Raw genomic sequence first — 14331 nt, 5'->3', positions numbered from 1 at the left:
AATACTGAGATAAATCACTTTCCTCAGATATTGTGCTATTTACTTTAGAATTCAAGGCTAGAACTGATTTTAGTGGCGCCTATCTTATGAAATTTTCACCCTGACAACCAATAGCAAGGTAATTTGTTTGAAGCACACTTTATTTTTTGTGCTTATATGACGTAAGTTTATCCAATGCAGTGCTACCTACTCGCACGAGCTTCGCTTAGAATGAAACAGACCGTCCAGCAATATAAGGCCTACTATGCGTGACCACCGCCCAACTTTAGGCGACGACATCATCGCTCAATCTCGCTTGTCGACACTGCAACAACACGCTGAAGAGATCATCTTGATCAACCGAGCACTGCAGGCCATTTTGCCTCGTGGTACGGAAAAGCATTGCCGGGTGGCAAACATCCGTGAAGGGCAATTGATCCTCGAGGTGGCTAGCGCAGGGATCAAAATGAAGATCGATCGTGATCGTCTGCATATTTTGAATCAATTACGATCTCAGGGATTCGCTCGACTGATCGCTGTCAGCGTACAAATCAATCCAGAGCTATATCGATCAACCAGTGAGAAAGGCGAGCAGTCAGCTCCCAAAAGGGATCCGATCTCTTCCACTGCCGCGAGCTATCTTGAAATGATCGCCTCAAACGCCTCGCCCAAAGTAAAGGCACGACTTGAAAGCTTGGCGAAATTAGCCAAGAAGTCGTAGGACTTCGCCACACTGATATTTGGCTGATATTTGTTAGGGCGATCAAAAAAGGCCAGATCCTGCGATCTGGCCTTTAAAATTTTTAGCTTGTTGGCTTAATACCCGCGCTTTATGCAAGCACCATATTAGGCTCTGCAAAAGCCATCGGTGCTGGTGCCTCTTCTTCAAAGGTCACCCACTCCCACGCTTCTTGGTCTGCGAGGACTGCACGAAGCAGTTGGTTATTGAGACCATGGCCCGATTTGTAAGCTCGGAATTCGCCAATGATAGGGTGACCACACATGTACAGATCGCCAATGGCATCAAGCACTTTGTGCGTCACAAATTCATTTTCAAAGCGTAGACCTTCTTCGTTCAGAATACGGTATTCATCCAGTACGATGGCGTTGTCAAAACTGCCACCCAACACCAAGTTTTGAGACTGGAGGTATTCGATATCACGCATGAATCCAAAGGTACGAGCTCGTGAAATCTCTTTCACAAAACCGTTTGTCGAGAAATCAAACACCAAGTGCTGCTCGTCGGCATCAATAGCTGGGTGATTAAACTCGATTTCGAAATCCATACGGAAGCCATTAAACGGAACAAACTCCGCCCACTTGTCTTCTTCTTCAAAACGGATAGGTTTCTTGATACGAATAAAACGTTTTGCGACATTTTGCTCTTCGATACCCGCTTGTTGAAGCAAGAATACGAATGGACTTGCGCTGCCATCCATAATTGGGATTTCTGGCGCATCGACTTCAACGATAACGTTATCGATACCCATTCCCGCAAGGGCAGCATTCAAGTGTTCAACTGTTGAAATACGGACACCTGCGTCATTAACCAGAGCGGTACACAATTTGGTGTCGCGCACAGAGTCTGGGTTCGCAGGGAAGTCGACCGCTGGCTCTAAATCCGTGCGGCGATAAATGATACCAGTATTTGCAGCAGCTGGGCGTAGCGTGAGCGTGACTTTACGACCAGAGTGGAGACCCACACCAGTTGTTTTCACTATTTCTTTCAGAGTACGTTGTCTGATCATCTACCTTGCCTCAACAATATTGCCACAAAACGCGGTCAATCTTTAACATCGACCGCGAATCCTACCACATAATCGAACAGTGTCAAATTATGGATGCCATCAATCAGCTTGGCGACGTAGGAAAGCAGGAATATCTAAGTAGCCACTTTCTTTATCGGCTTTCGGTGCAGCAGCGCTTTGGCTTGCCCCACCGCCAACACCTGACGTCGTCGGCTGAGGTGAAACTTGTGGTTTCTCTTGCAAAGATGGTGCCGCTTTTTCTTCCACTTTGTTGACGCTCGCTTGAGGCGTCACCGTTTGTTGTGGTTGAGTTTGCGTAACCGGCTTCGCTTTGCCACCCGCAACCAGAGTAATGTCAGGCTTTTTCTCGTTACCGATACCTGTCGCTACAACGGTGACACGGATTTCATCAGCCATGTCTGGGTCAAGAGAAGTACCAATCACCACAGTTGCATTGTCAGAAGCGAACGCCTTAACTGTGTTACCCACAGTTTCGAACTCATCGAGGCGCATATCCAGACCCGCTGTGATGTTGACCAAGACGCCACGAGCGCCCGCAAGATCAATATCTTCAAGCAGTGGGCTAGAGATTGCCATCTCTGCCGCTTCTTCCGCACGGTCTTCACCTTTCGCGACACCACTGCCCATCATAGCGTGACCCATTTCCGACATCACAGTGCGAACATCCGCAAAGTCGACGTTAATCATGCCAGGGCGAGTGATAAGCTCAGCAATACCTTGTACCGCGTTTTTCAATACGTCATTTGCACTTGCAAATGCTTCGAGTAGTGTGATGCCTCGGCCAAGAACCTTGAGCAATTTCTCATTGGGAATCGTGATAAGCGAGTCCACATGCTTTGAGAGCTCTTCAATACCTTGCTCAGCAAACGCTAGGCGCTTTTTGCCTTCGAAGCTAAATGGCTTAGTGACTACAGCGACGGTCAATACACCGAGTTCTTTTGCCACTTCTGCAATAACAGGTGCCGCACCGGTACCAGTACCACCGCCCATTCCGGCCGCGATAAATACCATATCGGCACCTGACAACTCTTCTTTAATTCTTTCTCTATCTTCAAGAGCAGCGTCACGTCCTACTTGCGGGTTTGCCCCTGCACCTAGACCTTTTGTCATGTCGCCACCAATTTGGATGACACTACTGACACTGGTTTTTCGAAGCGCCTGAGCATCAGTATTGATACTGATGAACTCAACACCTTCGATGGATTCACGCACCATGTGTTCGACAGCGTTACCGCCGCCGCCACCAACCCCAACGACTTTAATTACTGCATCGTCAGACATTTCCATCATCGGTTCAAACATGTGTTATCTCCGTTTTTCCTGCTGCTCAGGTTAAAACTCTTTTTGTATCCAATTACGCACTCGAGCAAAAAAACCGGTAACTGACTGGCGAGAAGGCTCGTTGTATTCCGTCTCATCATTTACCTGACTGTCGCGCGCGTAATGAAGTAAACCCACAGCCGTAGAATGATACGGCTCTTTGACATAATCCGTTAAGCCGCTCACCTCTAGTGGCTTGCCAACTCGTACTTGGTTGCGGAACACGCGCTCCGCACACTCAACCAAACCTTCAATTTGTGATGCGCCACCTGTGAGCACCACACCTGCGGCAAGATGGTGTTTAATCCCCTCTTCACGCAGTCTTTCTTGAACAGTATCGATCGTCTGGTTCACCAGACCCATTAACTCAGTATAACGAGGCTCTATCACTTCAGATAGAGTTTGACGTTGTAAACTTCGCGATGGACGCCCTCCAACGCTAGGAACGTTAACTGTGTCATCTTTGCTGACCAATTCACTCACTGCACAGCCATATTTGACTTTAATCTCTTCAGCATCGCTGACTGGCGTGCCAAATGCAAAGGCTATATCACTAGTCACCGCATTTCCTGCGTAAGAAAAGACCTCAGTGTGACGTAATGCGCCGCCGGTCCAGATGGCCACATCCATGGTGCCTGCACCAATATCAACCACACACACGCCGAGTTCACGCTCATCTTCTGTAATGACCGCATTACTTGACGCAAGGCCAGAGTAGACCAAATGCTCCACCGTTAAGCCGCAACGCTCAACCGCTTTAATAATGTTTCTCGCCATATCATTGTGGCAAGAGATGAGGTGCACGCTGACTTCCATGCGCACCCCTGACAGACCGAGTGGATTTTTGATTCCCTCTTGGTAGTCGATCGTAAACTCTTGTGGGATGACATGCAAAATACGCTGCTCATCGCCAATTTTAATAGACTTAGCGGTATGAATCGCACGATCCATGTCTTCTTGTGACACTTCTTCTTCGGAGATAGTGCCCATCCCCTTTTCGATACGGCTAGCAATATGGCGACCAGACAGCGAAATGTAGACGTTGCGAATTTGGCACTCAGCCATCAACTCCGCTTGGTCCACCGCGCGCTGAACCGATTTCACTACCGACTCTAGGTCGTTGACTCCGCCTTTATCCATACCACGCGACGGGCTAATCCCAGCGCCAATAATATTAATTTGACCATCAGGCAATACTTCGCCCACCAGAGCCGATACGGTTGCAGTGCCTATATCAAGACCAACAATAATGTTGTCATCAGCGGTCTTAGTCATCTGTACTCTCTTGTTCTAACTCTTGATCAGGGAACCATCCAACGGATGCTCCCGTGTCATACCTGAGGTCAATGTAGCTCACTCTTAACGTGTCGCTACCTAAATTTTGATACAGAGAAACAAATCGATTGATGCGTTCCTCTAACGACTCTTTACCCAATTCCAAACGAATGCCGTTATCTAGAATAATTTGCCACGCTCGGCGCTCGTTTTGCACCAAGGACGTAATCGACAAATTGAGCGCGGTAAATTTCGGGCTAATTCGACGCCACACGTCCAACACTTCTTGGCTGGTACCCTGTGGGCCGTAGAGCTTTACCCGCTCTTCTTCTAGTTGGCTGATGTCACCATTGAAGACGTCTCCCTGCTCATTCAGCAATGCGTTGCCATTCCAAATTGCCGCCGCTTGGTGCTCAGTAAGAAACACTTTGACGGTGTCTGGCCATTGCTTGCGTATTGAGGCGTGAGAGACCCAAGGGATCGCTTCAGCCATCGTCTGCAACACCTTGATATCTTGTGACATAAAGGTTCCGACATGATCCAAATGCGCAAAAGCACGTTGGACATCGAGGGCAGAGACGTAGTGCAATTCACCTTGCAAGACAATTTTAGAGAGTGGCAGACGCTGGTCATCCCACATCCATGAAATCGTCGAATAAAGAAGGGAGCCAATTAACAGCAAAACCACCAGTAAAAACCCACCGCCAACCGCGTGGTTTTTAACAAGTGGGGAAGAGGTTAGATGACGGCTTTCATTAAAAGCACTTTTAATCAAAGTCCATAGTCCTTGCTATTTGTTCGCAATTTTCCCTATCTTCTTTTGCAATAAGGCAAAAGCACTTATTTTAACTTTCGGATTATACTGGCGTCACTGAAAGTATCAAATACTGAAAGTGAGAAATCGCCGCTTAAAACACAGAAAGTGCATCAAACCACGATTTTTCACCCTTAAATCTACGCCTGACGCATCTTATCGATATTTAACTCAAAAGCCGCCAACTGTTTTGCCACTTTACCGACATCCCCAGCCCCTTGAGTAAGCACTAAGTCACCGTCTTGTAAGACATTCGCAAGAACGGAAGGTAACGTACTGCTGTCCGGGACAAAAATTGGGTCAATACGGCCACGTGAACGAATCGTTCTGCACAATGATCGACCATCTGCACCAGCAATGGGCTTTTCACCTGCCGCATAGACATCCAGCATGATCAAGACATCCACTTGTTCCAGCACGTTGGCGAAATCATCGTAGAGGTCTCGCGTTCTGCTGTAACGGTGAGGCTGAAAGATCATCACTAAGCGCTTTTCTTGCCAACCGTTTCTCGCGGCTTGAATGGTCACATCAACTTCTGTCGGGTGGTGGCCATAATCATCAACCAGCATTGCATGTCCCTTGCCAGTTTCGAACTCACCTAGATGATCAAAGCGGCGGCCGGTTCCTTGAGTGCCTGCCATGGCGCGTAAAATCGCCTCATCGCTGACATCATCTTCCGTTGCCACGGCGATGGCCGCTGATGCATTGAGCGCATTATGGCGCCCCGGAATATTCAGGGTAATGTCTAGGTTAGCGCGATGTTTACGTACGACAGTAAACTTGCCCTGCTGGCCTTCTTGGCGATAGTTTTCAATGCGCACATCGGCATCTTCTGAAAAACCGTAAGTAATCACTTGGCGGCTCACTTTAGGAATCAGTTCACGCACGACCGGGTCATCGACACACAAAATCGCTTGGCCATAAAACGGCAGGTTGTGCAGGAAATCGATGAACGTTTGTTTGAGCGTTTCAAAATCGCCGCCATAGGTGTCCATATGATCCGCTTCAATATTGGTAACGATACTGACCATAGGCTGCAAATGGAGAAACGAAGCGTCGCTTTCGTCCGCTTCCGCAATCAAGATACGGCTAGAGCCCAGTCGCGCATTGGTTCCCGCGCTTTTGACCAAGCCACCGTTGACGAACGTCGGGTCTAAGCCTTCTTCAGAATAAATCTGCGTGACCAAGGCCGTTGTCGTGGTTTTACCATGTGTGCCCGCCACCGCAATACCGTGACGAAAACGCATCAGCTCAGCCAACATTTCTGCGCGGCGAACCACAGGGATACGGGCTTCGCGGGCAGCCTTAATTTCTGGGTTTTGCTCGTTGATGGCAGTAGAGACAACCACCACACTGGCGTTGGCGACGTTGTCTGCATGGTGACCGATATAAATCGTCGCCCCTTTTTGCGCGAGCCCCTGCGTAACCGGATTCTCTGCGATATCTGACCCCGTGATTTGGTAGCCTTCGTTGAGCAACACTTCTGCGATGCCACTCATACCCGCACCACCGATGCCGATAAAGTGAATGCATTTCACGCGGCGCATTTCTGGCACCATGGCACGAATCTGCGCCAAATCTTGTGTATGTTGAATTGTCATAATCGTTCTCTATTTCTGTGCCAGTTCGATGATCGCCGTTGCCACCACTGTATCAGCGTCCAGTTTGGCGGCCGCGCGTGCCTTCTCTGCCATAGAGAGAAGATCATCACGGCTCAGATGGCGAATACCTTCGGTCAATGACGCCACACTGAGCGCCGGCTGCTCAATCATTTTTGCGGCGCCGCATTCTACCAGATGATCCGCGTTCAACGCTTGTTGGCGATCTTTGTGCATAAAGGGAATAAAAATCGCCCCGACCCCCGCCGCTGACACTTCCGACACCGTCAACGCACCAGAGCGGCAGACCAGAAGATCGGCCCAAGCGTATGCCGCAGCAACATCATCGATGAATTCCACCACTTCAGCCTGCTCGACGTTTTGATCTTGATAGGCTTTTTTCACAGAATCCGCGTTATTTTTACCCGCTTGATGACGAACTTGATAACCACTTCCTAGGTTGGCCATCACCTCAGGTAAGGTTTGATTTAAAATCCTCGCACCTTGACTGCCACCCATAACCAAAATACGAATCTCATCGCTACGCTCACTCATGCGCACTGTTGGGCTTGGCAGTGAAATCACATCCTCACGCACGGGGTTCCCCACCACTTCTGCATGAGTAAATGCACCCGGAAACGCCTGAAACACCTTGCTCGCAATACGTGATAACCATTGATTGGTGAGACCTGCAACCGCATTTTGCTCGTGCAGTACTACTGGAATGCCCAACAGTTTCGCTGCCACGCCACCTGGGCCACTGACATAGCCGCCCATGCCCAATACCACATCCGGTTGCCAGCGTTTCATGTGCGCTTTGGCCTGAAAGATCGCATTGATGATTTGAAACGGCGCCGCGAGAAGTTTCGCTAACCCCTGTCCACGCAAGCCTTTGACTTTGATAAAGTCGATATCGATACCGTGTTTGGGTACCAACTCGGCTTCCATTCGATCCGCAGTTCCTAGCCAGCGAATTTCCCAACCTTGCTGCTGAAGTTTTTTGGCAACGGCTAAGCCAGGGAAAACATGACCGCCCGTACCACCGGCCATGACCATAAGTTTTTTAGTCTGAGTCATTATTCGATTTCTGTGTTGAGTCAGGCGCATCAACCCGGCATTCGAAGTCAATGCGAAGTAAGATAGAGACGGCCACCGCCATGATAATCAAGCTAGATCCGCCGTAACTGATAAGCGGCAAGGTGAGACCTTTGGTCGGCACCATACCGGCCGCCGCACCGACATTGACTAAGGTTTGAAACGCAAACCAAATGCCGATACCAAATGCCAGATAGCCGCCAAAAAGATGCTGGTTCTCAAACGCTTTTCTGCCAATAAAAATGGCTTTGATCACCAAGCTAAAAATCAGCATTAGCACGAGCACAACGCCAACAAAGCCCAACTCTTCCGCTAACACGGCAAACACAAAGTCCGTGTGCGCTTCAGGTAAGTATTCGAGCTTTTGAATTGAATTACCAAGGCCTTGACCAAACCACTCACCTCGGCCAAAAGCCATCAATGACTGCGTCAATTGGTAACCGCTGCCGAAAGGGTCTTCCCACGGGTCGAGAAACGAGGTGACGCGGCGCATGCGGTAAGGCTCGATCCAAATCAATCCGACTACCGCTGAAATGCCGACCACCATCAAGGCAAGAAACTGAGTCAGCTTGGCTCCGGCGATAAACAGCATGCCAAACAGCGTCACCAACATCACGATAACGGTGCCTAAATCGGGCTGAAGAAGCAGCAAACCGGCTAATGTTCCAAATACGATGATGGGCTTAATAAACCCACCAAAGAAGCTCGATTGAACCTCATCGCGTTTACGCACTAAGTATCCGGACATAAAAATAAACAGTGACAATTTCGCCACTTCGGCAGGCTGTAAGTTAAACAGTCCTAGCGGAATCCAACGTGAGGCGCCATTGACCGATTTTCCCGCCACCAGCACCACGCACAGCAAGAAAATAGACAACAGCAGCAACCAAGTACTGTAGTCGAGCCATTTGCGCATCGGGACTTGTAAAATAACCGCGGACGTTCCGAGCGCGAGGACAAGAAAAAGCGCATGGCGAAACATAAAGTGGAAAGGCTGGTCAGTAAGACGCGAACTGATAGGAAACGATGCGGATGTCACCATCACCAAACCTGTCAACATTAACCCAAGCGCAATCCAGACCAATTGTCGATCGTACAGTGAGTCTGGGCTGTCACTGGTGAGCCAATGTTGCACTCTGTGGATGGCACTGGAAATCGGCATATCGTCCTTGCTGTTATGCGTAGGTGAGAGCAAGCTCGCGGAATGCATCACCGCGCGCCATAAAGTTGTTGAACTGATCAAAGCTCGCACAAGCCGGTGAAAGCATCACCATGTCACCCTCGCTGAGCTGAGGGGCAACCCACTCAATCACATCACTCATACGGTCAAATCGTTTGGCACTAGGATGCAAGGGCATAAACGCCTCACCATCCACGCCAAAGCAGCAAAGCTGCACGTTGAGCTTCGACAGTGGCGATACCAATTCGGAAAAATCTGCCCCTTTACCGACACCGCCGACAAGTAGGTAGAGTCGTCCTGTCAAGGATAGTCCAGATAGCGCCGCCAACGTACTGGCAACATTGGTCGCTTTAGAATCATTGACCCACTTAACGCCGCGTTTGTCAGCCACCACTTGGCAACGATGTGTTAAACCTTGATAAGCCTTGATAGCCGGTAAGGCTCCCTGGAGCTCTATACCCGCTTGATTCAGCAGCGCCAGTACCACCATCACATTCGCAACATTGTGCTGGCCCACCAGAGCAAGCTCATCGGTCGCTAAAATAGGGCTATCTTGAAACACAATCCAGTCACGACCTTGAGATTGGCGTAAATGGTAATCAGCCTCTTGCTTGAGCGAGAACGTCACGAGCGCGCAAGTGTTGTGTTCTGGGTAGGTTTGCTTGTCGTCTGCATTCACAACCCCTTTGATAGCATGGTCGAAAATGCGTAGCTTGGCCGCACGATACGCCGCCATTCCAGAGTAGCGGTCCATATGGTCTTCACTCAGATTGAGAAAAGCCGCGGCCACTAGATGCAAAGAAGAGGTCGTCTCTAATTGAAAACTCGACAGTTCAAGAACGTAAAGATCCGCCTCTTGCTTTAGCAGATCCAGCGCGGGAACGCCGATGTTTCCACCCACGGCGGTCTTGACGCCCGCAGCGTTCGTCGCCACACCGGTGAGATCCGTGACGGTGCTTTTGCCATTCGAGCCAGTAATCGCGATCACCGGTTTGCTGACATGCCAAGCAAATAGCTCAATGTCGCCCACGACTGGCGTGCCTTTAGCAATTACTTGCTGAATATCAGCCGTCGCCAACGCAATACCCGGGTTGACCACGACCAAGTCTGCACGCTCTAGCCATTGCGTTTGCCATCCACCACTGTGCAATGCAACATCACTCGGCAGCGACTCTTGACCTGGCGGGCACTGGCGCGTATCGATCACCTTAATGTCGAGCGCATTCGGTAAACGCTTAAGGTAATTCACCACCGACAAACCGGTGATACCCAAGCCAACCACGACGACGTGGTGAATCGACTCCCATCGAGAGGGGTTGGCATGAATAGACTCGCGCATGGCCATTCCTTTTATCCTATTGGCGAAACAAAACGGGGATTAGCGAACTTTCAGCGTCGCCAGTCCAATCAAAACAAGTACGATAGAGATGATCCAAAAACGAACGATAACCCGAGGTTCCGGCCAGCCTTTTAACTCGTAGTGATGGTGAATCGGCGCCATACGGAAAATTCGCTGCCCACGCAATTTGTATGAGCCCACTTGAAGGATCACCGATAAGGTCTCCATCACAAACACGCCGCCCATGATCACCAATACAAACTCTTGACGCACCAACACCGCAATCGTACCAAGCGCACCGCCAAGAGCCAGTGAACCGACATCGCCCATAAAGACTTGTGCAGGGTAGGTGTTAAACCATAAAAAGCCTAGCCCCGCTCCCACGATCGCCGTACACACGACGACTAACTCTGATGCGTGAGGCACGTATGGAATGTGCAGGTAATTGGCGAAATTAACGTTACCAGTAGCCCAGGCAATGGCGGCAAAACCTGCAGCGACCAGCACCGTTGGCATGATCGCCAACCCATCCAAACCGTCGGTTAAATTGACCGCGTTGCTGGTGCCGACAATCACAAAATAAGTCAGCACGATATAGAACAGACCTAACTGCGGCATAATGTCTTTGAAAAAGGGCACCACCAGTTGTGTCGCCGCGGTATCTTTACCGTGAGCATAAAGTGCAAACGCCACCACTAATGCGATCGCGGATTGCCAGAAATACTTCCAACGCGCGATCAAGCCATCGGTGTTTTTGCGCACGACTTTGCGATAGTCATCGACAAACCCGACGGCGCCGTAGCCCGCAAGTACGGCGAGCACAGCCCAAACATATGGGTTAGCCAGATCCGCCCAAAGCAGAACCGTTGTCATGATCGCAGTTAAGATCATCACACCGCCCATGGTTGGCGTGCCACGCTTACTAAAGTGTGACTCTGGCCCTTCGTTACGTACCACCTGACCAATTTGCAACATCTGCAAACGGCGAATCATACGAGGCCCCATCCACAAAGAGATCGCTAAGGCCGTCAATACACTGACAATGGCTCGGAACGACAAATATTCGAACAGGCGAAAAAATGAAAAGTATGGCTGTAGCAGCTCCGCAAGCCAAATAATCATGCAAACATCTCCTTCACAGCAGCCGCGACTTTAAACATACCGGCGCTATTGGCACCTTTGACCAGCAAAGTTTGTGGCCCTTGGTGCGTCTTTATCTGCTGCTTAATATAATCAATCATGCTCTCATGAGAGCAAAAATGTGTCCCCTGGCAAACCTGGCTGATAACCTCTGCGTCATCACCATAGGTCAACACATAAGGGAAGTTAAAGGGGGCAGCATGTTCACCGACTTGACGATGAAGTGCAAGGCTTTCGTCACCAAGCTCTGCCATATTCCCCAAAATTAGCCAGCGCGTCCCATCAAAACTCGACAAGAGATCCACCGCCGCTTTCATGGCGGGGACGCTGGCGTTGTAGCTGTCATCGATAAGACGAATCTCATCGGTCAATGCGACGGTTTCGACGCGCCCTTTCACTTTGGCAAGACTTTCTAGCCCTTTGACAATCATCTCATCGCTGGCACCTAACTCTTTCGCCAGAGCCGCCGCAGCCAGTGCGTTGGCAACATTGTGCTGACCAATAATACCGAGTTTGACGCTCAGCTCACTACTTGGAGTGCGCAAAATAAAACTTGCCTCACCCAACGCGTTTAACACCACGTGAGTAGCAAAGTAATCTGCGCTTGCATCGGTCATAGAAAAGGTTTTGACCTGTTTATCGGCCAAGACACCACTCCAATGCTCACCACCATGACTATCGAGATTGACGATCGCCACTGAGCCAGACGCAAGCCCTTGGTAGATCTCTCCTTTTGCTTGCTTCACGCCCTCAATCGAACCAAAGCCTTCTAAATGCGCCGCCGCAACGTTGTTCACGAGGGCAACATCGGGTTTGACCAAGGCGGTCGTATAGGCGATTTCACCAATGTGGTTGGCGCCGAGTTCAATCACGCCATAATCATCTTCCGGCGTCGAACGGAGCAAGGTCAACGGCACACCTATATCGTTGTTGAAGTTACCCGCAGTAAACAGCACTTGTCCTTGAAGACTCATGATGCTAGCGACCATCTCTTTCACCGTGGTTTTACCGCAGCTTCCTGTGATCGCCACCGTCGGGGTTTGGCATAACTGATGAACGAAGGCGCCTAACTGCCCTAGCGCCACTTTGGAGTCTTTGACCAATAGCTGAGGGATATCAAGCGGCAAAACTCGACTGACCAACAGCGCCGCCGCGCCGGAATCAACGGCTTTGGCCGCAAAATCGTGCGCATCAAAACGCTCACCGACCAAGGCAACAAACAGCGCGCCCGTTTCGATGGCACGCGTGTCAGTTGACACACTCTCGATCGCCACATCTTGGCCAATCAACTCCGCCGACAGTGGCTCGACTAATTGAGATAACATCATAGTGATCATAAAGGAGACTCCAATAGCTCTGCCGCCGACTCACGATCAGAGTAGTGCACGGTTTTATCTGCCAAAACTTGATAATCTTCATGGCCTTTGCCTGCAAGCAAGATAATGTCTTGCGCTTGGCTGTTAGCTAGCGCGTAACGCAAGGCTTGATAGCGATCATGCTCGACAATCGCCAAGTTTGGCTTCGCCATGCCATCCAGCATATCTTGCACGATGGTCTTAGGATCCTCGCTGCGCGGGTTATCATCGGCCAAAATAACCTGATCAGCCAGTTGTTCACCAATCGAAGCCATCATTGGACGCTTACCCGTATCCCGATCGCCACCGCAACCGAAAATCGCCCACAGTTTGCCGTGACAATGAACGCGCAGCGCTTGCAACGCTTTTTCTAATGCGTCTGGCGTGTGCGCATAATCGACCACCACTTTTGCTTTCCCGGGTGAAGCGAACAGCTCCATACGTCCAATGACGGGCTCTAGTTGAGGCGCTGTCGCCATCAAGGCCGATTTATCAAAACCCAACTCAAGCAGCGTTGTCATCGCCACAAGCACATTACTGGCATTGAACTGGCCGATGAGGGGTACTTGAAGCTCACCTTGGCCATAGAGACCATCAAAGTGCAGCTCGATACCCTGTTCTGAATACAATACATGATGAGCAAACACGGCACGTTTGTGGGTCGTTGGAGAGAGAGAAACCGCCGTCACGTGATCAAGCTCAGTCAGCCACTGGGCACCGACGGCGTCGTCGGCATTGATGATCGCGTGCTGGCAGGCATGATCAGTAAAGAGCATTTGCTTAGCACGAGCGTATTCATCCATCGTGCCGTGGTAATCGAGGTGATCACGACTTAGGTTGGTAAACACGCCCGCTGCAAACGGAAGCGCTTTCACCCGGCCTTGAACCAAACCATGAGACGAGATTTCCATCGCGGTGTAGTGTGCACCTCGCTGCTGAAGCTGAGACAGCATCTGACAAATCGTCACGGCACTGCCTGTGGTATTGACCGCAGGCTGCAAGTTCTCGAGAAAACCATTACCCGCAGTGCCGAGCACCGCCGCACGCAGCCCTAGCAACTCTAACCATTGAGCGATGAGCTGCGTCACTGTGGTTTTACCGTTCGTACCGGTGACGCCAATCAGATGATTCCCTGCGACTGGATATAGGGAGAGCGCCAACTGAGATAAACGCTGATCAAGTGCATCGACATACACCACAGGCACCGACTGAATGTATTCCACCAAACCATGCGGAGCACGCGAACACGCCTGTGCAATAACGGCATTGGCCCCTTGAGCAATCGCGGCCGGAATAAACCTCCTCGCATCCAAAGCGTGACCTTGGATGGCAACAAAGGTCGATCCTTTGGTTACTTGGCGACTGTCGAGCTCAAGTTGGCGAACAGGTATCGCGAGCTCATCGCCCAACTCAAGCCAAGGTCGTAATAATTGCGTTAATGTGAGTGTTGTTGGCATTGGCTCTCTC

12 protein-coding genes are annotated in these 14331 nt (G+C 50.3%); 1 reads left to right on the top strand and 11 read right to left on the bottom strand.

From position 1 onward, the window contains the following. Positions 1-244 precede the first annotated feature (244 nt). Positions 245-700: a DUF721 domain-containing protein gene (locus tag AC6R1A_RS03960; protein ID WP_500633942.1), complete on the top strand. Its 456-nt coding sequence runs from the start codon at positions 245-247 to the stop codon at positions 698-700. Between the two features lie 109 nt (positions 701-809). Here the strand turns inward: AC6R1A_RS03960 and lpxC are convergent, their stop codons facing one another. The 11 genes from lpxC to murE all read right to left on the bottom strand — a co-directional run bounded on the left by lpxC (position 810) and on the right by murE (position 14321). Beyond that, the gene (gene lpxC, locus AC6R1A_RS03955) at positions 810-1727 is read right to left on the bottom strand and encodes a UDP-3-O-acyl-N-acetylglucosamine deacetylase (protein WP_487901315.1); all 918 of its coding nucleotides are present in this window, start codon (positions 1725-1727) and stop codon (positions 810-812) included. A 99-nt stretch (positions 1728-1826) separates the two neighbouring features. Further along, positions 1827-3050, bottom strand: a complete 1224-nt coding sequence (gene ftsZ / locus AC6R1A_RS03950) for a cell division protein FtsZ (RefSeq protein WP_500626517.1) — start codon at positions 3048-3050, stop codon at positions 1827-1829. Positions 3051-3080: 30 nt separating this feature from the next. Further along, on the bottom strand, positions 3081-4343 hold the full coding sequence (gene ftsA / locus AC6R1A_RS03945) for a cell division protein FtsA (RefSeq protein WP_487901317.1): 1263 nt from the start codon (positions 4341-4343) through the stop codon (positions 3081-3083). Next, complete coding sequence (locus AC6R1A_RS03940; RefSeq protein ID WP_500633943.1) at positions 4336-5118, bottom strand: cell division protein FtsQ/DivIB; 783 nt, start codon at positions 5116-5118, stop codon at positions 4336-4338. The genes ftsA and AC6R1A_RS03940 overlap by 8 nt, the downstream gene beginning before the upstream one ends. A gap of 179 nt (positions 5119-5297) precedes the next feature. After that, the gene (gene murC / locus AC6R1A_RS03935; RefSeq protein ID WP_334554346.1) at positions 5298-6758 is read right to left on the bottom strand and encodes a UDP-N-acetylmuramate--L-alanine ligase; all 1461 of its coding nucleotides are present in this window, start codon (positions 6756-6758) and stop codon (positions 5298-5300) included. Positions 6759-6767: 9 nt separating this feature from the next. Next, positions 6768-7832, bottom strand: coding sequence for an undecaprenyldiphospho-muramoylpentapeptide beta-N-acetylglucosaminyltransferase (gene murG, locus AC6R1A_RS03930; RefSeq protein WP_500633944.1), 1065 nt, complete (start codon positions 7830-7832; stop codon positions 6768-6770). After that, positions 7819-9012 carry a cell division protein FtsW gene (gene ftsW / locus AC6R1A_RS03925; protein WP_500631762.1) on the bottom strand — a complete coding sequence of 398 codons (1194 nt, stop codon included), beginning with the start codon at positions 9010-9012 and terminating at the stop codon, positions 7819-7821. Before ftsW ends, murG begins: the two co-directional genes overlap by 14 nt. A 13-nt stretch (positions 9013-9025) precedes the next feature. Further along, on the bottom strand, positions 9026-10369 hold the full coding sequence (gene murD / locus AC6R1A_RS03920) for a UDP-N-acetylmuramoyl-L-alanine--D-glutamate ligase (RefSeq protein WP_500633945.1): 1344 nt from the start codon (positions 10367-10369) through the stop codon (positions 9026-9028). A 39-nt stretch (positions 10370-10408) separates the two neighbouring features. Then, positions 10409-11491, bottom strand: coding sequence for a phospho-N-acetylmuramoyl-pentapeptide-transferase (mraY, locus tag AC6R1A_RS03915; protein ID WP_334554339.1), 1083 nt, complete (start codon positions 11489-11491; stop codon positions 10409-10411). Continuing rightward, positions 11488-12846 (bottom strand): UDP-N-acetylmuramoyl-tripeptide--D-alanyl-D-alanine ligase, encoded by a 1359-nt coding sequence (locus AC6R1A_RS03910; protein WP_500631765.1) that lies wholly within the window; start codon positions 12844-12846, stop codon positions 11488-11490. Before AC6R1A_RS03910 ends, mraY begins: the two co-directional genes overlap by 4 nt. After that, positions 12843-14321, bottom strand: a complete 1479-nt coding sequence (murE, locus tag AC6R1A_RS03905; protein ID WP_500633946.1) for a UDP-N-acetylmuramoyl-L-alanyl-D-glutamate--2,6-diaminopimelate ligase — start codon at positions 14319-14321, stop codon at positions 12843-12845. The genes AC6R1A_RS03910 and murE overlap by 4 nt, the downstream gene beginning before the upstream one ends. Positions 14322-14331 lie beyond the last annotated feature (10 nt).

The organism is Vibrio sp. R10-SG3-ISO3 (genome assembly GCF_059834225.1).
This window is presented reverse-complemented; position numbering and strand designations above follow the sequence as displayed.